The sequence below is a fragment of the Luteibacter sp. UNCMF366Tsu5.1 genome, assembly GCF_900119235.1.
In the GTDB taxonomy this organism is placed as follows: domain Bacteria; phylum Pseudomonadota; class Gammaproteobacteria; order Xanthomonadales; family Rhodanobacteraceae; genus Luteibacter; species Luteibacter flocculans.
The window spans coordinates 1,272,795-1,294,906 of the sequence record NZ_FPIS01000001.1; the positions used below are offsets into that span (position 1 = coordinate 1,272,795).

The 22,112-nt window shown below is 65.6% G+C and carries 22 protein-coding genes; 10 read left to right on the forward strand and 12 right to left on the reverse strand.

Features of this window, described 5'->3' with window-relative positions:
* Nucleotides 1-36: 36 nt before the first annotated feature.
* The gene (gene hutG / locus BT115_RS05675) at nucleotides 37-828 is read right to left on the reverse strand and encodes an N-formylglutamate deformylase (protein WP_072321509.1); all 792 of its coding nucleotides are present in this window, start codon (nucleotides 826-828) and stop codon (nucleotides 37-39) included.
* A 16-nt stretch (nucleotides 829-844) separates the two neighbouring features.
* Nucleotides 845-2,206, reverse strand: coding sequence for a glutathione-disulfide reductase (gene gorA / locus BT115_RS05680; RefSeq protein WP_072321510.1), 1,362 nt, complete (start codon nucleotides 2,204-2,206; stop codon nucleotides 845-847).
* Nucleotides 2,207-2,363: 157 nt separating this feature from the next.
* Between gorA and BT115_RS05685 the strand changes: the two genes are divergently transcribed.
* Together BT115_RS05685 and BT115_RS05690 are read left to right on the forward strand one after the other, a co-directional pair.
* Nucleotides 2,364-2,936: a C40 family peptidase gene (locus tag BT115_RS05685; RefSeq protein WP_072321511.1), complete on the forward strand. Its 573-nt coding sequence runs from the start codon at nucleotides 2,364-2,366 to the stop codon at nucleotides 2,934-2,936.
* 123 nt (nucleotides 2,937-3,059) lie between these two features.
* A complete protein-coding gene (locus BT115_RS05690; protein WP_072321512.1) occupies nucleotides 3,060-3,512 on the forward strand; it encodes an organic hydroperoxide resistance protein in 453 nt (150 codons plus the stop codon).
* Nucleotides 3,513-3,588: 76 nt separating this feature from the next.
* Here the strand turns inward: BT115_RS05690 and BT115_RS05695 are convergent, their stop codons facing one another.
* Nucleotides 3,589-4,077 carry an FKBP-type peptidyl-prolyl cis-trans isomerase gene (locus BT115_RS05695; protein ID WP_072321513.1) on the reverse strand — a complete coding sequence of 163 codons (489 nt, stop codon included), beginning with the start codon at nucleotides 4,075-4,077 and terminating at the stop codon, nucleotides 3,589-3,591.
* 31 nt (nucleotides 4,078-4,108) lie between these two features.
* Nucleotides 4,109-5,365, reverse strand: a complete 1,257-nt coding sequence (locus BT115_RS05700; RefSeq protein ID WP_072321514.1) for an MFS transporter — start codon at nucleotides 5,363-5,365, stop codon at nucleotides 4,109-4,111.
* 122 nt (nucleotides 5,366-5,487) lie between these two features.
* On the opposite strand from BT115_RS05700, the gene BT115_RS05705 reads away from it, so the two are divergent.
* The 4 genes from BT115_RS05705 to BT115_RS05725 all read left to right on the forward strand — a co-directional run bounded on the left by BT115_RS05705 (nucleotide 5,488) and on the right by BT115_RS05725 (nucleotide 8,955).
* Entirely contained in the window at nucleotides 5,488-5,790 is a 303-nt protein-coding gene (locus BT115_RS05705) for a hypothetical protein (protein ID WP_072321515.1), read from the forward strand.
* 51 nt (nucleotides 5,791-5,841) lie between these two features.
* Nucleotides 5,842-6,501: a class I SAM-dependent methyltransferase gene (locus BT115_RS05710; protein WP_072321516.1), complete on the forward strand. Its 660-nt coding sequence runs from the start codon at nucleotides 5,842-5,844 to the stop codon at nucleotides 6,499-6,501.
* Nucleotides 6,502-7,050: 549 nt separating this feature from the next.
* On the forward strand, nucleotides 7,051-8,427 hold the full coding sequence (locus BT115_RS05720; protein WP_072321518.1) for a DEAD/DEAH box helicase: 1,377 nt from the start codon (nucleotides 7,051-7,053) through the stop codon (nucleotides 8,425-8,427).
* Between the two features lie 87 nt (nucleotides 8,428-8,514).
* Nucleotides 8,515-8,955, forward strand: coding sequence for a hypothetical protein (locus BT115_RS05725; RefSeq protein WP_072321519.1), 441 nt, complete (start codon nucleotides 8,515-8,517; stop codon nucleotides 8,953-8,955).
* Here BT115_RS05725 and rimJ read toward each other — a convergent pair.
* Nucleotides 8,939-9,493: a ribosomal protein S5-alanine N-acetyltransferase gene (gene rimJ, locus BT115_RS05730; protein WP_072321520.1), complete on the reverse strand. Its 555-nt coding sequence runs from the start codon at nucleotides 9,491-9,493 to the stop codon at nucleotides 8,939-8,941. The genes BT115_RS05725 and rimJ overlap by 17 nt on opposite strands.
* On the reverse strand, nucleotides 9,490-10,338 hold the full coding sequence (fghA, locus tag BT115_RS05735) for an S-formylglutathione hydrolase (protein ID WP_072321521.1): 849 nt from the start codon (nucleotides 10,336-10,338) through the stop codon (nucleotides 9,490-9,492). Before fghA ends, rimJ begins: the two co-directional genes overlap by 4 nt.
* A gap of 146 nt (nucleotides 10,339-10,484) precedes the next feature.
* Here fghA and BT115_RS05740 point away from each other — a divergent pair, with 146 nt between their 5' ends.
* Entirely contained in the window at nucleotides 10,485-12,344 is a 1,860-nt protein-coding gene (locus tag BT115_RS05740; protein ID WP_072321522.1) for a DEAD/DEAH box helicase, read from the forward strand.
* A gap of 182 nt (nucleotides 12,345-12,526) precedes the next feature.
* Here BT115_RS05740 and BT115_RS05745 read toward each other — a convergent pair whose 3' ends face one another.
* Nucleotides 12,527-12,868: a YkgJ family cysteine cluster protein gene (locus tag BT115_RS05745; protein ID WP_072321523.1), complete on the reverse strand. Its 342-nt coding sequence runs from the start codon at nucleotides 12,866-12,868 to the stop codon at nucleotides 12,527-12,529.
* A 3-nt stretch (nucleotides 12,869-12,871) separates the two neighbouring features.
* Nucleotides 12,872-13,741, reverse strand: coding sequence for a KPN_02809 family neutral zinc metallopeptidase (locus BT115_RS05750; protein WP_072321524.1), 870 nt, complete (start codon nucleotides 13,739-13,741; stop codon nucleotides 12,872-12,874).
* Between the two features lie 102 nt (nucleotides 13,742-13,843).
* On the opposite strand from BT115_RS05750, the gene BT115_RS05755 reads away from it, so the two are divergent.
* On the forward strand, nucleotides 13,844-14,272 hold the full coding sequence (locus BT115_RS05755; RefSeq protein WP_072321525.1) for an MAPEG family protein: 429 nt from the start codon (nucleotides 13,844-13,846) through the stop codon (nucleotides 14,270-14,272).
* Between the two features lie 213 nt (nucleotides 14,273-14,485).
* On the opposite strand, the gene BT115_RS05760 is transcribed toward BT115_RS05755, so the two are convergent.
* Nucleotides 14,486-16,057: a TerC family protein gene (locus tag BT115_RS05760; protein WP_072321526.1), complete on the reverse strand. Its 1,572-nt coding sequence runs from the start codon at nucleotides 16,055-16,057 to the stop codon at nucleotides 14,486-14,488.
* 120 nt (nucleotides 16,058-16,177) lie between these two features.
* Between BT115_RS05760 and BT115_RS05765 the strand changes: the two genes are divergently transcribed.
* Entirely contained in the window at nucleotides 16,178-16,951 is a 774-nt protein-coding gene (locus tag BT115_RS05765) for a CPBP family intramembrane glutamic endopeptidase (RefSeq protein WP_072321527.1), read from the forward strand.
* A gap of 3 nt (nucleotides 16,952-16,954) precedes the next feature.
* Here the strand turns inward: BT115_RS05765 and BT115_RS05770 are convergent, their stop codons facing one another.
* A complete protein-coding gene (locus BT115_RS05770; RefSeq protein WP_072321528.1) occupies nucleotides 16,955-17,551 on the reverse strand; it encodes a methyltransferase domain-containing protein in 597 nt (198 codons plus the stop codon).
* A gap of 96 nt (nucleotides 17,552-17,647) precedes the next feature.
* On the opposite strand from BT115_RS05770, the gene BT115_RS05775 reads away from it, so the two are divergent.
* Nucleotides 17,648-17,947 carry a hypothetical protein gene (locus BT115_RS05775; protein ID WP_072321529.1) on the forward strand — a complete coding sequence of 100 codons (300 nt, stop codon included), beginning with the start codon at nucleotides 17,648-17,650 and terminating at the stop codon, nucleotides 17,945-17,947.
* Between the two features lie 7 nt (nucleotides 17,948-17,954).
* On the opposite strand, the gene BT115_RS05780 is transcribed toward BT115_RS05775, so the two are convergent.
* Together BT115_RS05780 and BT115_RS05785 are read right to left on the reverse strand one after the other, a co-directional pair.
* A complete protein-coding gene (locus BT115_RS05780; protein ID WP_072321530.1) occupies nucleotides 17,955-19,772 on the reverse strand; it encodes a glycoside hydrolase family 15 protein in 1,818 nt (605 codons plus the stop codon).
* Nucleotides 19,773-19,852: 80 nt separating this feature from the next.
* Nucleotides 19,853-22,084, reverse strand: coding sequence for a DUF5916 domain-containing protein (locus BT115_RS05785; RefSeq protein WP_072321531.1), 2,232 nt, complete (start codon nucleotides 22,082-22,084; stop codon nucleotides 19,853-19,855).
* Between the last annotated feature and the right edge of the window lie 28 nt (nucleotides 22,085-22,112).

Sequence of the window (22,112 nt, forward strand, 5' to 3'; positions counted from 1 at the left end):
CGACACGTTGCATGCCATGCGCCGAGCCCGCAATGCTCAACCCGCGCGGGCGTGATCCAGGCAATGCTTCAGCATCTCGCCGATGAGCACCTGCACGTTGGCTGCCTTCTTCGGCAGATATTCGAATGATTCTTCGTCCATGTAGTTGAGCTGGGCGAGTTCGAGTTGCACGGCATCCACGCCCTGGTCGGGCCGGCCGTAATGGCGCGTGATGTAGCCGCCCTTGAAACGCCCGTTCACTGCGAACGAATAGTCGTCCTGGCTTTCGAGCACGGCCGCGAGCGCGGCCTGCAAACCGGGGGAGCAACTCGCGCCGTCGGCCGTGCCCAGGTTGAGGTCCGGCAGGCGACCTTCGAACAACATGGGCACGTGGCTGCGGATGGAGTGACCTTCCCACAACACCACCCGACCGAATTCCTTCCGCAGGCGACCCAGCTCGTCGGCCAGCGCGCGGTGATAAGGCTTCCACCAGCGCTTGACCCGATCCCCGATGTCCTCAGCGTCGGGTTCCGCACCGCCACGGTAGATCGGCTCACCACTGAACTGCACCGTGGGAACGAGACCCGTTTCGCTCTGCCCGGGATACAGCGCGTGTCCATCCGCCGGGCGATTCAGATCGACCACATAGCGCGAGGCGAACGGCTTGATGACGCTGGCGCCCAGACCGCGCGCGAAATCGTAGAGTTCGGCCACGTGCCAGTCGGTGTCCGGTGAGCGCCGCGCGGGGCGCTTCATGCGCGCGGCCAGATCGTCGGGAATGGCGCTGCCGTTATGCGGCAGGCTGATCAGAAGCGGTGCAGTGCCGCGGTGCAGGGTATACGGGCTCATGGCCGCAGTGTAACGCTCAACCGGGCACGCGATCCCCCATCAGCACCATCTCTTCGGCGGAGGTCGGATGGATCGCGAGCGTCGCATCCAGGTCCGCCTTGGTCGCCCCCATCTTTATCGCCACGGCGAAGCCCTGGAGGATTTCGTCCACGCCCGGGCCCAGCATCTGCATGCCGACGATGCGCGACTCTGCGCCCACGCAGATCAACTTGAACCGCGTGGTCATGGGCCGCCCCGCGAGCGCCAGTTGCATCGGCACGAAGGCCTGCTTGTACAGGTGCACGTCCGCGCCATAGCGCTCGCGCGCCTGCCCCTCCGACATGCCGATGGTGCCGAGCGGCGGGTGCGAAAACACCACACTGGGAATGTTCTGGTAGTCGAGCTTCGCCTCCGGCTTGCCGCCGAAAAGCCGGTCTGCCAGCTTGCGCCCTGCCGCCACCGCGACCGGCGTGAGCGCCAGCCTCTGGGTCACGTCGCCGACGGCATAGACGCCCGGCACGTTGGTGTTCTGGTAGTCGTCGATCTCGATGTGACCCTCGCCTCCGATGCGCAGGCCGATGCGGTCGATGTCGAGCGCCGCAGTGTTCGCGTGCCTTCCCACGGCCCAGATCAAGGCATCGTAGGGGCCGGGATGGTCGCCTTTGTCACAGTCGAGCAGGAGCATGCCGTCCTTCTCGTGTACGGCCTCGATCTGGCAGGTGTAATGCACTCGGATACCGTGCTGACGCATTTCTTCGCCCAGACCGTAGGCCATTTCTTCGTCGAAGTCGCTCATGAGGCGACCGCGCACGTACATGTCCACGTCGCTGCCCAGGGCACGCAGCACGCCGGCCAGTTCGACCGCGATATAGCCGCCTCCGACAATGGCCGTGCGCCTCGGGCAGGCGCGCAGGTCGAAGAAACCGTCGGAGGTCATGCCGAGGTCGAAGCCCGGCTTGTCCAGCCGGTTCGGCGCGGACCCGGTGGCGACGATGACGTGCGGCGCGGTCAGTTCGCGCCCACCGGCCAGCACGCGGTCGGGCGCCAGAAAACGGGCCGTTTCGTGCACCAGCGTGACGTGTCCCGTATCGAGCAGTTGCTGGTATTTCCCATGGATACGTTCGATGTACGCCTGACGTCGCTCGATGAAACGGGGCCAGTCGAGGCTGCCAGGCTTGTCGTGGAACCCGTAGTCCACGGCGATGTACTGCGCCTCGGCCATTTGCGCGGCGTACCACATCGCCTTCTTCGGCACACAGCCGACGTTGACGCACGTACCGCCCAGGGCCTTCGGCTCGACGAGCGCGACCTTCGCGCCGTGTTTCGACGCCCGGATCGCCGCCGACAGGCCGCCCGATCCGCCGCCGATCACGATGAGGTCGAAGGTTTCCACGGTCATGCATCGCTCCTGGGTTGGGGAGGCGTCACCGTAACAGAAGGCCATGCGAAGCCCCGGTAGCGCGCCCCGGCCACCCAGCTCGTGCGGTTTCCCAGGTATTCCTTGCAAGCCATTGATTTGATAACCTCGACCCGCCGTTCATCGATCGGACTTGCCGATGTTGCCCATCGACCGCCATCCTCGCCCGCTGGCATGGCTTGGCCACCTGGCCATCGCCGCGCTGCTCTCGTTGCTTGCCGCCTGCGGCAGCGCCCCGCGCAAACCATCCACCTCGCAGCAGCGCAACCCCGCCTCCGCCGTGCCGATTGCCAAAAACCTTGGCTGGTCGATGAAACCTGCCGCCGCGCCTCCTGCGGATGCGGCCAACGACGTGCTGTTCCGCGCCATCGGTCTGGTCGGCACCCCTTACCGTTGGGGCGGCAACACCCCGCAAGGTGGCTTCGACTGCAGCGGGCTGATCAACTACATCTATCTGACGTCCACCGGCATGCGCCTGCCGCGCACCTCGGCGGAGATGGCCGCGCTCGACAAGCCCAAGGTGGGTGAAGCGGACCTCGCCAGCGGCGATCTCGTCTTCTTTGGCCGCGGCCACGTGACCCACGTGGGCGTGTATGTGGGCGAGGGTCGTTTCGTCCACGCGCCAAACTCAGGCGGCACGGTACGGTTGGACAACCTGGATGGTGCCTACTGGAAGGACAACTTCGTCTACGGACGCCGCGTCCTTAACTGAATGGATGCCAACGCCAGGCGTCACTCAGAATAATTCAATTGCGCGCGATTTAATTGTGTGCTTTCATATGTTCAAGGCCGGTATCGCCGGACCTTCCCTCACCTCACCGAAGGACTCACGACTATGAGCAACATCTCGAAAGTACAGAAGATCCTCTACACCGCCCACGCCAAGGTGTCCGGTGGGCGCGAAGGTCACGCCGAGACCGACGACGGCCTCATCAAGCTCGATCTGCGCCTGCCGAAGGAAATGGGCGGCAACGGTGGCGGCAGCAACCCGGAGCAGCTCTTCGCGGTCGGCTACGCCGCCTGCTTCGAAGGCGCCGTGCGCTTCGTCGCCGGCCAGAAGAAGGTGAAGGTCGACGGCGCGTCGGTCGCCAGCAGCGTCGGCATCGGTCCGCGCGAGGGCTCCGGCTTCGCGATTCAGGCCAAGCTCGAAGTCACCCTGCCGGGCGTCGATGACGCCACCGCGCAGGAGATCGTGAAGACTGCGCACGAAGACGTCTGCCCGTACTCGCATGCCACGCGCGGCAACATCGACGTGGACATTTCGGTCAACGGCAAGAAGGTCGTGTAATTCACGATCCCCAGGCCGGAAACGAAACAAGGCGCCGTGAGGCGCCTTGTTTCGTTTGCACGGAAGGAACGGCGGCTCAGTGGGCGCCGTCACCCTGCGGGTGAGCATGACCGTGGGCGATTTCCTCTTCCGAGGCGTCGCGCACCGTCTGCACGTCGACGTGGAAGTTCAAGGTCTTGCCGGCCATCGGATGGTTGAGGTCCACGTCCACCACGCTGGAGCCGATCTTCTGCACCACCACGACGCGATTGCCGCCTTCCTTGAGCGAAAGCACGGTGCTGTCGCCCGCCTTGAGGCCCTTGCCCTGCTTCGGGAAGTACTTCTTCGGCACGCGCTGGGTCAGGCCTTCCTGGCGCGGGCCGTAGCCCTGCTCCGGTGCGATCTCGACATCGAAGGTGTCGCCAACCGACTTACCTTCCAGACCGGCTTCCAGACCCGGGATGAGCTGGCCGTGGCCGAGCAGGATCCACAGCGGTTCGCCGCCCTCGACCGAGCTTTCGACCTTCTCACCGTCGACGGTGAGCGTGTAGTGGAACGAAACGACCTTGTCCTTGCCAGCCTGCATGTTGGTTTCCAACGGAGGAAAACCGGGGATTTTAGCCGCGGCCGGCCCCGGCGTCACGCGCGGCCCTGTGGCGGCCAAAGCCCACACCGCGGGCTTCCGGGCCCAGCCACGTAAGCAACGCCAGCAGCACCGCCACGGCGGCGATCCATGAGGACATCGCAAAGGCGAAATCGCCGCCACGACGCTCCGCCACCCAGGTCTGCGCCGTGGCGGTGATCGCCGCGAGCAGGTTGCCCATCTGGTAGGCGAATCCCGGCAACGTGCCGCGCACGGCGTCGGGCGCCAGCTCGTTCAGATGTGTGGGAACCACACCCCAGGCGCCCTGCACCATCACCTGGATGAGGAAGGCGCCCAAACCCAGCAGCAGAAGCGAACCCCCGTAGGTCCACAGCGGAATGACCGGTAGCGCGAGCAGCGCGGCAATGATGATCGCGCGGCGCCTGCCGATTCGCTCCGAAAGCGCACCGAAGCTCAGGCCACCGACCAACGCACCGAGATTGAGAAGGGCCGTCAGCAGGAACGCTGTGCTCGACCCCGCGGGGAGCTTCAGCGTCGACTGCACGAACGTCGGATACATATCCTGCGAGCCATGGCTGAACATGTTGAACGCTGCCATCAGCAGCATGAGGTAGACGAACAGCTTCCAGTGCCCGCGCATCGATACGAAGACGCTTTCCCGCGCGTGATGACGGCGCGACTCCCACACCGGCGACTCCGGCACCTTGCGGCGGATGTAGAGCACCAGCAGCGCGGGCAGCGCGCCGACGACGAACAGACCGCGCCACCCGATGTGATCCACGAGCAGCCAGTTGACGAGCGCCGCCAAGAAGAAGCCACAGGGATAACCGCTCTGCAGCAAGCCGGAAACCATGCCGCGCGACTTCGCCGGGATGGACTCCATCGCCAGCGACGCGCCAATGCCCCACTCGCCCCCCATGGCGATACCGAACGCAAAGCGCAGGCCGAGCAGCACGGCCAGGCTAGGCGCAAACGCACAGGCCACTTCGAGTACCGAGAACAACACGATGTCGACCATCAACACGGGACGGCGTCCATAGCGATCGGCGAGCCGTCCGAAGATCAACGCACCGATCGGTCTGGCGGCTAGCGTCAGAAACAAACCGTAGGTCACCTCCTGTTTCGACGCACCGAACTCGTGAGCCACGGCGAGGATCACAAAGGTCAACAGAAAGTAATCGAACGCGTCGAGCGTCCAGCCTAGAAAACTCGCGACGACAGTGTGCCGCTGCGTGGAATCCAGGTCGCGCAGGGCGGCGGGAAGCTGCATGAGAATTTCCTCAAACTCGGGCCGCGCCGAGGCTAGCACAGCGCTACTATCCGACACGCGCCTCACGGCGCCATAACGCTGCGGCACTACACTGGCCGCCACCACGACACACGGAGGAATCGATGAAGCACTCCCGATCGTTCGTTACATTCGCCCTGCTCGGCACGCTGGTTTCCGGTGCCGCCCTCGCTCACGGCATCGCACCGCAGGATGCATCGGGCGACAGCGGCGCTCCCGCCTTCTCGGACATCAGCAAGGACGGCAAATCCATCAAGCGCAGCGATATCCCCAAGGACGTCGATGCACTGAAGGAACTGCGAGCGCATTTCCCGGAAGCGGACCTCAATCACGATGGGCGCGTCGACAAGAGCGAATACGACGCCTACATCAACAAGAATAGTCAGCGGCCGCAGTCGCAGCAGTAATCGTTCGGCCGGGGTGCATGCGCCCCGGCCATCCTCGCAGGGACAGCCGCCATGATTCCCGATAGCCGCACGAGGCGACGCATCGCCGCCCGGTTCCGCCGTCGCGGCGATCGGATCTACATCCACGGCAAGCTCGCTACCGACCCCGTCTACGCCGCCACCGCTCGCGCGATCGCCGGCCGCCGTCTTCCGCTGCTCGACATCGGCTGCGGTCTGGGACTGCTCGGTCATTACCTGCACTCATGCGGTGCGCTCGACGAATACGTCGGCCTCGACCACGACCAGCGCAAGATCGCCATGGGCCGCGATGCGGCCGAACGGGCCGGTCTTGGCGATGCCATCGCCCTGCGCGAAGCGGACGCCGCCACGCCACAACCCGTACGCGGGCACGTGGCAATGCTCGACGTGCTGCATTACCTGCCGCGCGAACGTCAGAGCGAACTGCTTGCCTTTGCGGTGGATCATCTGGCCGACGACGGCGTGCTGGTCCTGCGCAACGTGATCCGCGACGGTTCCTGGCGCTATCGCGCCACGGTGTGGGAAGAAAAATTCATCGAGGCGGTGGGCTGGATTCCTGGCGGCGCGCAGTATTTTCCGACCGAGGACGACATCCGCCAGGTACTGGAACCCCGTGGCATCCACGTCGACTTTCGCCCGCTGTTCGGCCGCACGCCGTACAACAGTTGGTTGATGACGGCTTCGCGCAGGTAGGCCGCAGAAGAGCAGCCTCGCCGTTTCACTGCTCCGTCGGCTTCTCGCCGCTGTAGCGACTCCCACAACACACCATCATGTCGACCGGCGAACCTCCGTGTGGGAGCCGCCATGGCGGCGAGGAAAACCGCCCACCGCATCGTCGCCCCGTCAGCTTCTGACCGCTACAGAGTCTCCAGCCGGTCGGTATCGATTCTGTTGCTCCCCATCGCCAGCAGGCTGGCTCCCACCGGCTCCTGAGGGTTGTTGCTACTCCCCGTCGCCAGCAGGCTGGCTCCGACCGCGGCACTGGTGGGAGCCAGCCTGCTGGCGATAGCGACTCTCGCAGGCCAACCCCATTGTGCGGCGCAATAAGGTATACTCGGCGGGTCGTGCTGCGCTCCGACTCCCTTGCGGACCCTCGGCGTGGAAAGTTTCCCGCCCGTTCCCCCACCCCCGGACGCGCGCTCGACACCGGCCAGCCTGCTGTCTTCGTCATGGCGAGCGGCCGCCAATCCATAACTCGCAGCGCGGTTCCAGGGAACGCTCGGGTCAAGCAGGAGTTCCTCCATGTCTTTCGATTCGCTGGGCCTTGCGCCCGCGTTGCTGCGTGCGCTGTCCGAAGCCGGTTACGAAAAGCCGACGCCCATCCAGGCCGCCGCCATCCCCGAAGTCCTCGCCGGCCACGATCTCATGGCCGCTGCCCAGACCGGTACGGGCAAGACCGCCGCGTTCTCGCTTCCTCTTCTTCATCGCCTGGCGCGTGAAGATCGCACCGAGGGCCGTCGGCCCATCCGCGCGCTGATCCTCACGCCCACCCGCGAACTCGCCGCCCAGGTGCAGGAAAACCTGCGCGACTACGGCAAGTACGTGCGTCTCTCCAGCACCGTGATCTTCGGCGGCGTCGGCATGGGCAACCAGTTGCAGGCGCTGCGTCGCGGCGTCGACATCGTCGTCGCCACGCCGGGCCGTCTGATCGACCACATGCAGCAGCGCTCCGTCGACCTGTCGAAGGTGGACATGCTCGTCCTCGACGAGGCCGATCGCATGCTCGACATGGGCTTTCTGCCCGCGCTGAAGCGCATCCTCGCCGCCGTGCCGCGCCAGCGTCAGACGCTGCTGTTTTCGGCTACGTTCGCACCGGAGATCAAGGCGCTGGCGCAGCAGTTCATGCGCGATCCGCACGAAGTGTCCACCACGCCTGCGAATACCGTCGCCAACACCGTGACCCACGTGGTGCATCCGGTGGATGCCGCCGCCAAGCGCGACCTGCTGCTGCACATCCTTGCGCAGGACAGCCGCCGCCAGACGCTGGTGTTCGGTCGTACGAAGCACGGTGCGGACAAGCTTGTACGCCATCTGGAACAGGCCGGCATTCGTGCCGCCGCGATTCATGGCAACAAGAGCCAGAACGCGCGCACGCGCGCCCTGTCGGACTTCAAGACCGGTCGCGTCACCGTGCTGGTCGCCACCGACATCGCTGCACGCGGCATCGACATCGATCAGCTGCCGGTCGTGATCAACTTCGACCTCCCGATGGTCGCGGAAGACTACGTGCATCGCATCGGTCGTACCGGCCGTGCGGGTGCGGAAGGCCAGGCCATCTCGCTCGTGAGTCACGACGAGTCGGGCCTGCTGCGCGACATCGGCCGCCTGCTCAAGACCGATCTGTCGATCCGCAACATCGAAGGCTTCGAACCCAGCACCCCGCTGCGTCTCGATGCCGGCGCGCCTCGTCCGAAGCAGCAGCAACGCCAACCGCGTTCGCAGAGCGGTGGCGGTCAGGGTCGTCCGGGTGGCAGCAGCCAGGGTCGCCAGGGTGGCAACGGTGGCGGGCGTTCGCCCTCGCATCGCCCGCATGGTCACGCCGCGGCAGGCACCGGCGAGAGCACCGGCAGCCACAAGCGTCGTCGCCAGCGTCGCGGTCCGGCCACGAACAAGGCCTGACGGCCTAGCCGCATGGGCGATAGCTGACCCATGCGGCAATCCGGATGATGCGGGGTGGCAGGCCACTCCATCAGGTATCCATTCCGCATGTCCCGCATTCACCGCTACAGCGTCGTCGTGTTGCGCACGGCTTTTGGTGCGCTCTTCACCTTCTCCGGACTGAATCACATCTTCGGCTTCTGGCAGCCGCCCGAACCGCTGACGATCGCGGGACGCACCTTCATGGCAGGTCTCGAAGCCAGTGGCTTCGTCATGCCGTTGCTCGGCGTGTTGTTCGTCTATGCCGGCGTGGCGTTGATCGCCGCACGCCTCGTGCCGCTGGCCCTGCTTCTGCTGGCCGCCCCCGTGGTGACGATCTTCGGTTATCACTTCGTCACCGAGGGTCACACGCTCGGACCGCACATCCCCTTGCTCGCCGTATACCTGCTGCTGGCATGGGAAGAACGGGCCGCATGGCGTGCGATGTTCGATGCGGAACGGAAGTCGCGCGAACCGGCGGAACCGGCGCCGCTCAGGCCTGCGTTCTGATCTTCGCGGTGAGGACGTGGTCCTCCCAGACGCCATCGATCTTCAGGTAGCGCTTCGCGTAGCCTTCCTTCTCGAAACCGAGCCGTTCCAGCAGACGTCCGCTGCGGTCGTTGCGCGGCATGTAGTTCGCCATCACGCGATGAAAATCCAGCGGGCCGAACGCGTAGCGAATGGCGGCGTCCAGCGCCTCGTACATCAGCCCCTGCCCTTCGTGTCGGCGCCCGATACCGTAGCCGAGATGGCACGCCTGGAACACGCCGCGCACCACGTTCGCCAGCGTGAAGCTGGCGATCATCTCGCTGGCATCGGGCGTCAGCACGGCGAAGGGGTAGCCCCGATCCGCACGCGCCGCTTCCAGCCCGGCTTCGATGGCCTGCTGGCATCCCGCCAGCGTGTAGTGCGAGTCGCTGCGCAGCGGCTCCCACGGCGCAAGATGCTCGCGGTTTTCCACACGATAGCGTCGCAGCAGCTCGGCTTCCTCTATGTCGAGCAGGCGGATCACGGCGCGCGCGGTGCGCATGCGGATCGGCTCGCTCATGCGCAGAGGATCTCCGCATGGTGACGCAGGTGCTCCTCCACGAAGGTCTGGATGAAGTAATAGCTGTGGTCGTACCCGGGGCGCATACGCAGCTCCAGCGGCTGGCCTGCGTCCTCGCAGGCCGCTTCGAAGCGCTGCGGCTGCAACTGGTTCACGAGAAAGCCATCCGCCTCGCCCTGATCGATGAGGATGGTGCCCGCGAAGCGTGCGCCGTCGGCGACCAGGGCCGTAGCGTCGTACCGGGCCCAGGCCTTGCGATCCTCGCCGAGGTAGCGCGGAAAGGCCTTCTCGCCCCAGGGCACACTGGCCGGCGCCACGATGGGCGCGAAGGCCGAGAGGGAGCGATAGCGCCCGGGATTGCGGAGCGCGAGGGTCAGGGCACCGTGCCCGCCCATGGAATGACCGAAGATGCCTTGCCGGCCCATGTCGAGCGGAAACCGGCCCGCAACGATGCGGGGCAGTTCGTCCACCACGTAGCTGTACATCCGGAAGCGCTCGCGCCATGGCGCCTCGGTGGCGTCGAGGTAGAAACCGGCGCCCTCGCCGAACTCCCAGTCGCCCGTGGCACCTTCGATCCCGGTGTCGCGCGGGCTGGTGTCCGGCATGACCAGTGCCAGGCCCAGTTCGGCCGCGACGCGTTGCGCGCCGGCCTTGATCGTGAAGGTCTCCGCCGTGCAGGTCAGCCCAGCGAGGAACCAGAGCACCGGCACGGGGCCCTGCGTGGCCTTCGGCGGCAGGTAGACCGCAAAGCGCATCGGCCCGCCGCAGGCCTCCGACACATGGGAATAAAAGCCCTGCACACCGCCGAAGCACTGTTGTTCCGAGATGGTTTCCACCGCCGTCATAGGCCCGTCCTGACAAAAAGCTGACTAAAGAGTGTAACGCCGACACGGACCTAGGCCAGGATGCACGGCGAAACGCGCCCATCGCTGCTACAATACGTCTACTGCCCGGCGCCGAATGTCGCCGCCGCGCCCCTCCCGAGGTCGCCATGTCATCCCCCGATACAAATAACGCTCCGGCCCTGCCCGGTTTCAGCGCGCTTGCCCTCGACGCCAACGTCGTGCGCGCGCTGACCGAGGTCGGCTATGAGACCCCCTCCCCCATCCAGGCCGCCACCATCCCGGCGCTGCTCGAAGGCCGCGACGTGATCGGCCAGGCGCAGACCGGTACCGGCAAGACCGCCGCTTTCGCGCTGCCGGTCCTCTCACGGATCGATCTGCGTGCCGGCAACAAGCCCCAGGCCCTGGTGCTCGCGCCCACGCGCGAACTCGCCATCCAGGTCGCGGAAGCCTTCCAGAAGTACGCCACCTACCTGCCCGGCTTCCAGGTGCTGCCGATCTACGGCGGGCAGAGCTACGGCCCGCAGTTGCAGGGTCTGAAGCGCGGCGCGCAGGTCATCGTCGGCACGCCTGGCCGTGTGATCGACCACCTCGACAAGGGCACGCTCGATCTGTCCGGGCTGCGCTTCATGGTGCTCGACGAGGCCGACGAAATGTTGCGCATGGGCTTCATCGACGACGTCGAGAAGCTGCTGCAGGCTACGCCGGAAGGCCGCCAGGTGGCGCTGTTCTCCGCAACCATGCCGGCACCGATCCGCCGCATCGCGCAGACCTACCTGAAAGACCCTGCCGAAGTCACGATCAAGAACAAGACCACCACGGCGGCGAACATCCGCCAGCGTTACTGGTGGGTCAGCGGCGTGCACAAGCTCGACGCCCTGACGCGCATCCTCGAGGCCGAGAGCTTCGACGCCATGATCGTCTTCGCGCGCACCAAGTCGGCCACCGAAGAACTCGCCAGCAAGCTGCAGGCGCGCGGTTTCGCAGCGGCTGCGATCAATGGCGACATCGCCCAGGCGCAGCGCGAGCGCGTCATCGACCAGTTGAAGACGGGCAAGCTCGACATCCTGATCGCCACGGACGTCGCCGCGCGCGGCCTCGACGTGGAACGCATCAGCCACGTGCTCAACTACGACATCCCGCACGACACCGAGTCGTACGTGCACCGCATCGGCCGCACCGGTCGCGCGGGCCGCAGTGGCGAGGCGATCCTCTTCGTCACGCCGCGCGAGCGCAACCTGCTGCGTCAGATCGAGCGCGCCACGCGTCAGCCGATCGAACAGATGCAGTTGCCCACGATCGAAGCGGTGAACGATACCCGCGTCAACAAGTTCAACGAGCGCATCACCGAAACGCTGGCGACGGGCGATCTCGGCCTGTTCCAGCAATTGGTGGAAAAGTACGAGCAGGAACACAACGTACCGGCGATCGAAATCGCCGCGGCACTCGCGCGCATCGCTCAGGGCGACCAGCCGCTGCTGCTGGAGCCGCCGGCCAAGCGCGAGTACACCGAACGCCCGCCGCGCGAGTTCGACCGTGAGCGCCCTCAGCGCGACTTCGATCGCGAGCGTCCGTCGCGCGACGGCGGCGACTTCAACGATCGTCGTCCCGTGCGCGAAGGCATGCGCCAGCCGCGTCCTCACGTCACCGAGGCCGGCAAGCGCACCTACCGCATCGAAGTCGGCCACGAGCACGGCGTGAAGCCGGGCAACATCGTGGGCGCGATCGCCAATGAAGGCGGCGTGGAAGCCAAGTTCATCGGCCGCGTCAGCATTCGCGACGACTACAGCCTGATCGACCTACCCGACGGCATGCCCGCGGAGACCTTCAACCACCTGAAGAAGGTGTGGGTCGCCCAGCAGCAGCTGAAGATCCGCGAATGGGACGGCACCGAGTCGCCGCAGAGCGGTGGCGGTGGTGGCGGCGCGCCGCGTCCTCGCGGCAACTTCCGCCCGTCGGGCGGACGTCCGGGCGGTGCCAAACCGCCTCGCAAGAAGCGCGACGCGTAACGACAAAGGCCCCGGAAACGGGGCCTTTGTCATTTTGATCCCCGGCACGAGCGGGAAGGCACGGTTGGGAAGGCAAGGATGGGAGCCACCCTGGTGGCGATAAGCCAACGAAGCGGTGTAGCGGTGAGTCAGATTCTCATCGCCAGCAGGCTGGCTCCCACCGGCAAGCTCTAGACCTGCTTCTACAAAAAGTCCGCAGGCGTCAGCGGCTGCATGCCGTGCCTGATCCGCGCCTTGTCGCATTGCGGACTGGGCTGACCGTTTTCCCACGCGGGCTGCAGCTCGTGGCATGGCGATGGGCGTACCGCATAGACGCCGCAATGCGCGGCGACTCCGACCTCACCGACCAGCGACTTGCAGCGCGGTTCGTACGCGTTCGTGCCATGCATTGCCACACGATGCGGATCGAGATGCTCGGTGAGAGCGGCCGGCGTGATGCCGCCGGCCGTGTCGGTTTCCAACCAATGAAACGCGACGCGATACGTCGCGCAGCAGGCGCCGCAGCGCAGGCAAGGATGGAGCATGGTTCAGATCGGTCCCGAGAACGTGTTGCACTTGCCGACATCACCGCTGTCCAGCCCCGTGCGGAACCAGTGCACGCGCTGCGCTGATGTGCCATGCGTAAAGGAATCCGGCACCACCCTGCCCTGTGACTGCTCCTGCAAGGCATCGTCGCCAATGGCCGTGGCTGCGTTGATTGCCGATTCGATGTCACCCGGCTGCAGCCAGTGCTGTCGTTGCTGCGAATGATTGGCCCACACGCCTGCGAAGCAATCCGCCTGCAATTCCTGTCGCACGGACAAACCCGTAGCGCCCTCAAGGCGTGCGCCACGCTGACGAGCGTCACTCACCTTGTCGAAGACGCCCACCAGGTTCTGCACGTGATGCCCCACTTCGTGGGCGATGACGTAAGCACGGGCGAAGTCGCCGGCCTCGTGGAAACGCGACTGCATCTCCTGGAAGAAGCCGAGGTCCAGATAGACGCGGTGGTCGCCAGGGCAATAGAACGGGCCGACCGCGGACGATGCCGACCCGCATGCGGTGCGGACGCCGTTGCGGAACAGCACCAGCTTCGGTTGTTCGTACTGCTGCCCATTCGCGGCAAAGATCTCGCCCCAGGTGTCCTCGGTTTCGCCAAGGATCGCGCGGACGAAGTCCACCTGCGGATCGTTGGCCGACGCCTGATGGGGGGCCTGTTGCGTCGACGGCGGCGCCGTCGCGCCGGGGTCGCCCTGGCCCAGCAATGCGGTGGGATCCTTGAAGAAGACCAGCCCGAGAATGGCGAGGATGATGATGCCGCCGATGCCCAAGCCACGGCCACCGAACGACGGACCTCCGCCACCGCCTTGACCGGCGTCTTCCACGTTGTCGCTTCTACGCCCTTTTTGCCAGAGCATGGTTCAACCCCTCACGTTGCGCCCCAAGCGAGACGCTGTAGGCATGTTCGCACAGACCGTTGCCGGTACACTCCGCGGTCGAAGTCGACCCACGGATCATTTATGACCAGCCAACTCCCCGCCGTCGTCACCCTTCTCACCCTGCTCCTCATGTTCGCTACGGTGTGGATGGTAGGCCGTGCCCGTGAACGTTATGGCATCAAGGCGCCTTCGATCTCCGGCGATCCGGCGTTCGAGCGCGCCTGGCGAGTACAGATGAACACGCTGGAAAACGCCGTGATGTTCATCCCGGCCCTATGGCTGGCCGCGCAGTACGTCGATCCCCTCTGGGCCGGCATCGCGGGTCTCGTGTGGCTGGTAGGCCGCGTCTGGTACGCCGCAGCCTACCTTCGCGACCCTGCGCGACGCGGCCCGGGTTACATCGTGTCGATGATCGCCTGGGCGGCACTGATGCTGATGGCCGCGGGCGGCATGGGCATGGCCATCATGGAAAACAACGCCACGCCCGTCGAGGAAGCGGCCGGAACCTGACCGCACCGATTCCTTGTGGGAGCCGCCATGGCGGCGAGGGAAACGTGCAGGCGGGAACTACTACTTGCCGGTGGGGGCTACTACTTGCCGGTGGGGACCTACTTGCCGGTGGGAGCCAGCCTGCTGGCGATGGGGCCTTCCTCACCGCTACACCGCTTCGTTGGCTTCTCGCCGCTATAGCGGCTCCCACAAACTAAACTTCCGGAGGCAGCGTTACTCCTCGTCGCGTTCCAGCGCCAGCACGCGCAGGCGCTGGATACGGGCACCTTCCATGGCCGTGACCTCGAAGGCGAGGCCATCGGTTTCGAAGCGGTCGCCGACGCTCGGCAGACGCCCCAATTGCTGCAGCACGAAGCCCGCGAGCGTGGCGAAGTTGCCTTCGCCGGCACCCGGCAGTCGATGACCCAGCAGGTGCTCCACACGCCGCACGTCGAGGCTGGCATCGAGCAGCCACGCTCCGTCCGGCTCGCTCACGGCGGACGGATCGCCCTCGCGGGTCTCGTCGGGGAATTCGCCAGCGATGGTTTCGAGCACGTCGGCCGGCGTGACGAGTCCGAGAATGCTGCCGTACTCGTCCACCACCAGTGCTACCTGTAACGGCGCACGGCGAAATTCGTCGATCAACCGCAACACGCTGAGGGATTCCAGCACCGTGATCGGCTTGCGTACCACGGCGTCGTCAAGCCGCCCGTGATCGTTGAGACTCGCCAGCAGGTCGCGCGAGGAAACCACACCCACCAGCGCGTCGAGATCGCCGCGCGCCACCAGCATCCAGTGATGCGAGGACTCGCGGGCCTCGGTAAGCAGAATCGGCAGATCCTCGTCGGGGTCGACCCAGACGATCTCCGTGCGCGGCGTCATGATCGAACGCACGGGGCGCTGCGAGAGATCGAGCACGCCCTGGACCATTTCCAGCTCGTCCTTGCCGAAGACGGCGGCCTCGGTCGCTTCCGGCGCAGCCTCGCCCTTGCCGCCCTCGGCCTCGTCGTCCGTGGTACCGCCGAGCAGACGCAGCACGGCCTTGGCCGTGCGATCGCGCATGGCCCGGCCCCCGACCAGCAGCGAACGGCGGCGATTGCGCCGCATGGTCTGGTTGAACACCTCGATCATGATCGAGAAGCCGATCGCGGCGTACAGATACCCCTTGGGAATATGGAACCCGAAGCCTTCCGCGATGAGGCTGAAGCCGATCATCAGCAGGAAGGACAGGCAAAGGATCACCACCGTCGGGCGTGCATTGACGAAGGCGGTGAGCGGCTTGCTTGCGGTGATCATCAAGGCCATGGCGATGACCACGCCAACCATCATGATCGAGAGGTGGTCCACCATGCCGACGGCGGTAATGACCGAGTCCAACGAGAACACGGCGTCGAGCACCACGATCTGCGCCACCACCAGCCAGAAACTGGCCCGGCGCCCGGCCTTGCCGTCGTCGTGCTCGGAGGCTTCGAGGCGTTCGTGAAGTTCCAGCGTGGCCTTGAACAGAAGGAACGCGCCGCCGATCAACAGAATGAGGTCGCGCCAGGACAGGCCAAAGCCGTTCCATTCGAACAGGGGACGAGTCAGGGTCACCAGCCAGGACATGGCGGCGAGCAGGCACAGGCGCATGACCAGCGCGAGGCCGAGGCCCAGGAGTCGCGCATGATCGCGCTGCCGGGCATGGAGCTTGTCCGCGAGAATCGCGACGAAGACGAGGTTGTCGATACCGAGCACGATCTCCAGCACGATCAACGTGAGAAGACCCGCCCAGGCCGAAGGGTCGGCTAGCCAGTCGAATGCGAACATGAGTCGGCGCGTCGAGGCGCCCGGTTTCCTCCTTAGGGGCGATCAACTATACAGGGGCGGCGTGACGTTCTGTGTCGGAAGCGTCGTTGCCCGTATCGCGTGCGTCGGCTAGGGTGCCGCATGGCTTACGACGACTCCTTCCCTCCCGCCCTGCCCCGCCCGCTTCGCGCACCGCCCGGCGTCATCGAGACAGTGCTCTGCATCGCGGCGTATTTCGTGATGCAGTTCGCCTTCGGCGGCCTGTTCGGCGGGATCTCGATGCTGATCGCGCGGCACTATCCGGAGCAGGTGCCGGCTGCGCCCGATCGCCTGATCCTCGTGGTCGTGGTTACCCTGCTGTGCTCGGCGAGCCTGACCTTCGCCTTGCTGCTGCGGCGCTGGGGCGTTGGACGCGCCACGGACGCCGGTGCTCAGGGCCTCGGCTTCACGCAGCCCGAGGGTCGTTACGTGGCGATCGGCACCGCGCTGGGCATTGCCGCGCCCGTCCTCGGCGGCTTGCTCACCCAGCTACTGGCCGGCGACCACGAGGTTACCCAGGCGGTCAGCGAGATCGCGGACAACGCCCATCTCGCCATGCGCATCGCCCTGTTGCCCGTGGTCGTTCTAGTGGGGCCCGCGGTCGAGGAACTGCTTTTCCGCGGGGCGCTGCTGTCCATCCTGCGTACCCGCCTCGGCGACAACTGGGCCATCGTGCTCTCCGCGGTCATCTTCGGCACGGTCCACCTGCCCGACCTGGGCTGGCTCTGGTACGCCGTGCCCAATCTGATCCTGGTGGGGCTGTTCTGCGCCTGGCTGCGCGTGCGCAGCGGCTCGCTCTGGCCCGCGTTCGTGGCCCACGCAGCGAACAATGCGCTGGCGACCATCGCCTGGTTCACCGCTACCGCAAACCAGTAACGGTCAGAGTCGTTCCAGCGACGCCACGTGGCGGGCCAGCCGCGGGCTTGCATAGCACTGCGAACCCACCGGGATCAGGCCCTGGCTCGCGAACGCCTCGCGGTACCAGCGTGCCGGCCGGCCGATGAAGCCCTGGCGGTCGCCGCCCGGATCGTCCTCGCGCGTGTAGACCTCAAGGAACGCGAGGCCTTCCACCATCTCGCCGATGCCAATCAGGCCGGCGCGGATCTCCGCTGGCGCGAGGTAATGCAGCACGTCGGTGCAGACGATCAGGTCGAACCGCGTATCGAAACGCAGTTCCGCCAATTGCCCAAAGCGCGCGTAACCGATATTCCGCGAACGCCCATAGCGGGCCACCGCGTATTCGCTGGCCTCCAGGCCGCGGTAGTCGATGCCGGGGCGCAGGCGCCGCAGCACGGCGCGCCAAGGCGCCTCGCCGCAACCGACGTCGAGCACGTTGCGCACAGGGCGACCAAGATAGAACTCGGCCTGTCCAAGTACCATCGCCACCTTGCGCTGGAGTTCGGCCGGGGAGCGCACCGCGTGCTCGGCACTGCGGTACCACTTGTCGAAGTACGCCTGGTCGTAGGTCTTGGCCATGGGCTCGGCTCGAAAAGACCCATGGTAGCCGCTGCCTACACCTCCGGCATACATAGGCCGCCGCAGCATCGTTCGTTAATTGCCCAGGAGACACTCATGCCCGTTATCCAGCTCCGCATCACCGGTGACCGCGACATCTTCGACGACGTGATGAATGCCATCCACGGCGTGAACAGGGTCGAGCGGGTGGAGGAAATCGACGATCTCATGATGGGTTTTCGTGACGACTCGAGCTCGCAGAACCTGTCCGACGACATGAGTTCGCGTACCTACGTCCTGGAAGTCGAGGTTCCCAACGAGAAGATCGGCGAGCGCGTGCGAGAGGTCGCCGAGGAAACGGCGGGCACGCGCGAAGCCGCCATCGAGTTCGTGGATCCGGACGAGAACGAGATCTGATCTGCCGCTAGGGCTGCCACACCTGCCCGTCCGGATCGGAAAGCTGCCGGTCGAGGTAATACGCGGCGCTGACGAACGCCAGATGGGTCAGCGCCTGCGGGAAGTTCCCCAGCGGCTCCGCGCGCAGGCTCAGCTCTTCGGAGAACAGCCCGAGATGGTTCGCGTAATGCACGCCACGCGCCATCATCTCGCGCGCCTCGTGCAGACGACCGGCGCGTGCAAGACATTCCACGTACCAGAACGTGCAGGTGGTGAACGCCCCCTCGCCGCCTTCCAGTCCGTCCGCATTGCGATAGCGGAACACCAGACCATCGTCGGCGAGCTGTTCGCCGATCGCGTCCAGCGTCGCCAGCCAGACTGGATCGGTGGCCGAGACGAAACGGACCAGGGGCATCATGAGCAGCGCGGCGTCCAGATCGCGACCGCCGCGCGACTGCACGAAGTAGCCGTGTTCCGGATGGCGATAGTGCGCCCAGATGTCTTCGGCGATGAGATCGCGCTCGTGCGCCCACTCCACCAGCGGACCGGGTAGCGAACGCTTGCCCGCCAGCCTTACGGCTCGGTCGAGCGCCACCCAGCACATCAGACGCGAATGGAGGAAATGCCGGGGCGCATCGCGAATTTCCCAGATGCCTTCGTCCGGATCGCGCCAATGCGCGCGCACATGCTCCACCAGCCGCTTCACGTGCTCCCAGCCCGCATGACTGATCGCCGTGCCGTACTTGTTGGACAGGTAGATGCTGTCCAACAGTTCGCCGTAGATGTCCAACTGGGTTTGCGAGCGTGCGGCATTGCCGATGCGAACCGGCTGCGATCCGGCATAGCCGGCCAGATGATCGAGCGTGTCCTCGTCGCGAGCGTCCTGCCCGTCCAGGGCGTACATCACCTTCAAGGTGGCGTCGTCATCCAGATTCACCATCCGCTCTTCGATCCAGCGCCGGAAGTGCTCCGCCTCGTCGATGTAGCCGAGGCGAATGAAGGCGTAGACGGTGAACGAGGCATCGCGGATCCAGGTCGCCCGGTAATCCCAGTTGCGCTCGGCGCCGGTCGCTTCAGGTAGGCCGAACGTCGCGGCCGCCGCGATCGAGCCATGCCGGCGCGAGGTCAGTAGTTTGAGGACCAGGGCGGACCGCTCGACGTATTCGCGCCAGCGACCACGGTAGTTGGACCGTCGGGTCCAATGGCGCCAGGCGTCCGCGGTCGCGTCCAGCGCCGCTTTGCACTCCGCGGCGTCCAGCGGATCGTACTCCTCGTCGCAGAGTACGAACCAGGCTTCCTGGCGCGAGTCCAGCTCGAAGGTCGCTCGCGCCTCGCCGTCGCCCGTCGTCAGCGGCACCGACGCACCCAGGCGCAGCGCGCTCGCACCGTCCACGAACACCACCGTGTCGCCGTATTCGTTCGCCTCGGGGGCACCGGCGGCGTAGTCGAGGCGCGGGCGGCAGCATGCCTCGATGCGCACCCGGCCGCGCGGCACGCGGACGCGCCGCACCACGCAGCGGGGCACACGCACCTTCGCCTCCGGATGCGGCATGAAGTCGGTCAACTCCACGCTGCCCTGCTCGCTCATCCAGCGAGTGACGAGGATGTTCGTCTCCGGCACGTACAACTGCATGCGACGTGTGTCATCGAGCGCTGGCGTGATGGAAAACGATCCACCCTTGTCGGGATCGAGCAGCGCCGCGAACGCGGTGGGGCTGTCCAGGTGCGGCCAGCACATGAAATCGAGGGTGCCGTCGCTGGCGATCAACGCCACCGTGTCGAGATTGCCGATGACGCCGTGCTCGCCGATGGTCCGCCCCGGCACCGGGTTCTCTCGCTGTGGCACGTGCCTCTCCGCCAATCGTCGTGGCGCGGAGAAATGCCACAGGCCGCGTGAAGCCTTCCTCTACTGACGACCGCGGATTCCTAGAACTCCAGGCGATAAGCGATTTTCACAAGGCCCTCGTTCACATCCTTGAGGCTGAAACCCTGGCGGAACTGCGATCCGAGGTCGTCGTTGGTGTCGTCCACGTAGCCGCCGCGGTTGTAGACGATGTACAGGTCCGACAGCGGTGCGATCTCGTAGCGGTAGCGGATCTGAAAACCGAGGTTAGCCACGCCCAGCGCGTCCACCGGCTCGTCGCTCGGCACAGCGCCGCCCGTCGGCGTCACTTCCAGCGCCCGGCGCAGCTTCGCCCCCACGGCAAGCGTCTGCAGCTTCACCCGAAGCTCCTGCTTGTTCCCGATGTTCCAGTTCACGCCACTGTCGATCCCGATGGTGCGTCCGTCGAAGGCGCCGACCAGATTGTCGTGCTGCCAGATCAGCCAGTTGGGGTCCCACTCGTAGCTTGCGCCAGCGAACACGCTGAACGCATCGGTGATGAAGTACGTCGGCGTGAACTTGAAGTAGTAACCGAGCCGGTGATAGCCGGTGAGCGCATTGCCCTTGACGAACCCTTCGGCTTCCCACGCCCAGCGACCGACGCGCGGACGCTCACGCTCGTAGGTCAACTTGGCCGTCGGTGGCGTATGCAAGGCGTTGCCACCGCGGGTGAGCAGATCGTCGTACGCGGATGTGAACGCGTCCAGGCGCCAGGTTTCGTTACCGCCGTCGCGTCGGCGGCTGTCGCGCTGGATGCGGAATCGTCGATGCACGGTGAGACCGCGCGTATTGTCGAGCGCCGATATCCGGTATCGCCACAGGTGCGAGCTATAGGCCGAATCCTCCGGCAGTCCCGTCACACGGCGACGCGCTTCCCAATGCAGGTAGGCCATGTCGTTGCGGGGGAGGTAACCGAAATCGTCGATCTCCAGGCGCCGGCCGAAGTACATCCCGAGCCATTGCTGGCTCCATGTGTCGTCCATTTGCCAATAGGCGATGCTGGTGGCGCCGAGCCCGCTGCTGTCGGCTTGTGGCTGGTCGATCCGGCTACCCACGACGTTGCTCGTGATGGTGAAGACGTCGTTCGGCTGCCAGCGATGATCGAAGCCGAGCACGTTCGCGTCGCGGTCGAGATACGGGTGATTCACGCGCGTGGCGAGCATGCCGAAGGTCTGCGAGCCCAGGTTCTGGCTCAGGCGAAACGCGCCGAAGGTGCGGCCCGCATCGCCTTTTTCCTGCGCGGTAAGAATGCCGTAGTTGGTGGAACCCACGCTGCCATTCACCTTCACCGCGGCAGCGATGTCCGCTGCGCCGTGGCCATCGTCGGAGGCGCCTCCCACGCGGCGCGTGTAGACGAGCTGCGAGTCGTCATCGAGCAGGCTGAAATCGAAAATGCCCTGGTTTTCGGTGAAGAACGGGCGCTTGTCCGTGAAGAAGGTTTCCTCGGGCGAGAAGTTCACCACGAGGTCGTCGCTCTCCACCTGGCCGAAATCCGGATTGATCGTGGCGGTGAGTTGGGTCTGCCCGTTCGGTTTCCAGAGAATGTCGGCGCCCTGCTCGAACGACGTGCCGCCATGGGCACGATCCACCCTGCCCACGAGATACGGCGTGACCGCGACCAGCGATTGCGAATACGCCGGCAACTCCACCCGCTGGAAACTCGAGAGAAATCGCCCCTGATCGAAGGCGATGGTCGGCCAGCCCATGCGTTCGCCGGTGCTGCCGACGACGCGATCGAGATACAGCCCGATCGTGCGCACGTCGCCATGCGCCTTCTGCATGGGCGCGATGTACCAGGGGATGAGCATTTCCACCGAATAGCCATCCGCATCCTCGCTGACGGCGTGGTCCCAGCGGCCATCCCAGTCGTAGCTGAAGTCGGATTCGTTGGTGATGACCTCGTCGGCCACGCCACCCTGCGACTTCACCTCGAAGTCGTAGCCAACGCGGCCGTCGCCATTGAAGTCGACCATCACGTTGATGCGATCGACCAGCGCGCTCTCGTCGCGACGGGCCTGCTGCCGGGAGCGCGGAATGTCCGGCGACTGCGTAGCGCGTATCGCCACCGCAAGACCCTTGGGCGTGGACAACACCCAGGCCTCGGTCGGTTGGCTGCCCGGCTTACCCGTGAAGGGCTGGGTCTGCCGGAAGTCCACGATGTGCTGAGCGCCACGCCATTCCGCGGGGTCGATATGCCCATCGATCGTCACCTCCGCCTGCACGGGAAGCGCCACGACGGCGCCGAGGACGACGAAAAGGAGTGAACGCAAGCGCATGACGATCCGGGGCGTGAAAACCTGCGGG

Excerpts from the sequence above, each read along its gene's own strand:
- hutG (WP_072321509.1), bottom strand. The coding sequence starts at position 828 with ATGAGCCCGTATACCCTGCACCGCGGCACTGCACCGCTTCTGATCAGC.
- gorA (WP_072321510.1), bottom strand. The coding sequence starts at position 2,206 with ATGACCGTGGAAACCTTCGACCTCATCGTGATCGGCGGCGGATCGGGC.
- BT115_RS05685 (WP_072321511.1), top strand. The coding sequence starts at position 2,364 with ATGTTGCCCATCGACCGCCATCCTCGCCCGCTGGCATGGCTTGGCCAC.
- BT115_RS05690 (WP_072321512.1), top strand. The coding sequence starts at position 3,060 with ATGAGCAACATCTCGAAAGTACAGAAGATCCTCTACACCGCCCACGCC.
- BT115_RS05695 (WP_072321513.1), bottom strand. The coding sequence starts at position 4,077 with ATGCAGGCTGGCAAGGACAAGGTCGTTTCGTTCCACTACACGCTCACC.
- BT115_RS05700 (WP_072321514.1), bottom strand. The coding sequence starts at position 5,365 with ATGCAGCTTCCCGCCGCCCTGCGCGACCTGGATTCCACGCAGCGGCAC.
- BT115_RS05705 (WP_072321515.1), top strand. The coding sequence starts at position 5,488 with ATGAAGCACTCCCGATCGTTCGTTACATTCGCCCTGCTCGGCACGCTG.
- BT115_RS05710 (WP_072321516.1), top strand. The coding sequence starts at position 5,842 with ATGATTCCCGATAGCCGCACGAGGCGACGCATCGCCGCCCGGTTCCGC.
- BT115_RS05720 (WP_072321518.1), top strand. The coding sequence starts at position 7,051 with ATGTCTTTCGATTCGCTGGGCCTTGCGCCCGCGTTGCTGCGTGCGCTG.
- BT115_RS05725 (WP_072321519.1), top strand. The coding sequence starts at position 8,515 with ATGTCCCGCATTCACCGCTACAGCGTCGTCGTGTTGCGCACGGCTTTT.
- rimJ (WP_072321520.1), bottom strand. The coding sequence starts at position 9,493 with ATGAGCGAGCCGATCCGCATGCGCACCGCGCGCGCCGTGATCCGCCTG.
- fghA (WP_072321521.1), bottom strand. The coding sequence starts at position 10,338 with ATGACGGCGGTGGAAACCATCTCGGAACAACAGTGCTTCGGCGGTGTG.
- BT115_RS05740 (WP_072321522.1), top strand. The coding sequence starts at position 10,485 with ATGTCATCCCCCGATACAAATAACGCTCCGGCCCTGCCCGGTTTCAGC.
- BT115_RS05745 (WP_072321523.1), bottom strand. The coding sequence starts at position 12,868 with ATGCTCCATCCTTGCCTGCGCTGCGGCGCCTGCTGCGCGACGTATCGC.
- BT115_RS05750 (WP_072321524.1), bottom strand. The coding sequence starts at position 13,741 with ATGCTCTGGCAAAAAGGGCGTAGAAGCGACAACGTGGAAGACGCCGGT.
- BT115_RS05755 (WP_072321525.1), top strand. The coding sequence starts at position 13,844 with ATGACCAGCCAACTCCCCGCCGTCGTCACCCTTCTCACCCTGCTCCTC.
- BT115_RS05760 (WP_072321526.1), bottom strand. The coding sequence starts at position 16,057 with ATGTTCGCATTCGACTGGCTAGCCGACCCTTCGGCCTGGGCGGGTCTT.
- BT115_RS05765 (WP_072321527.1), top strand. The coding sequence starts at position 16,178 with ATGGCTTACGACGACTCCTTCCCTCCCGCCCTGCCCCGCCCGCTTCGC.
- BT115_RS05770 (WP_072321528.1), bottom strand. The coding sequence starts at position 17,551 with ATGGCCAAGACCTACGACCAGGCGTACTTCGACAAGTGGTACCGCAGT.
- BT115_RS05775 (WP_072321529.1), top strand. The coding sequence starts at position 17,648 with ATGCCCGTTATCCAGCTCCGCATCACCGGTGACCGCGACATCTTCGAC.
- BT115_RS05785 (WP_072321531.1), bottom strand. The coding sequence starts at position 22,084 with ATGCGCTTGCGTTCACTCCTTTTCGTCGTCCTCGGCGCCGTCGTGGCG.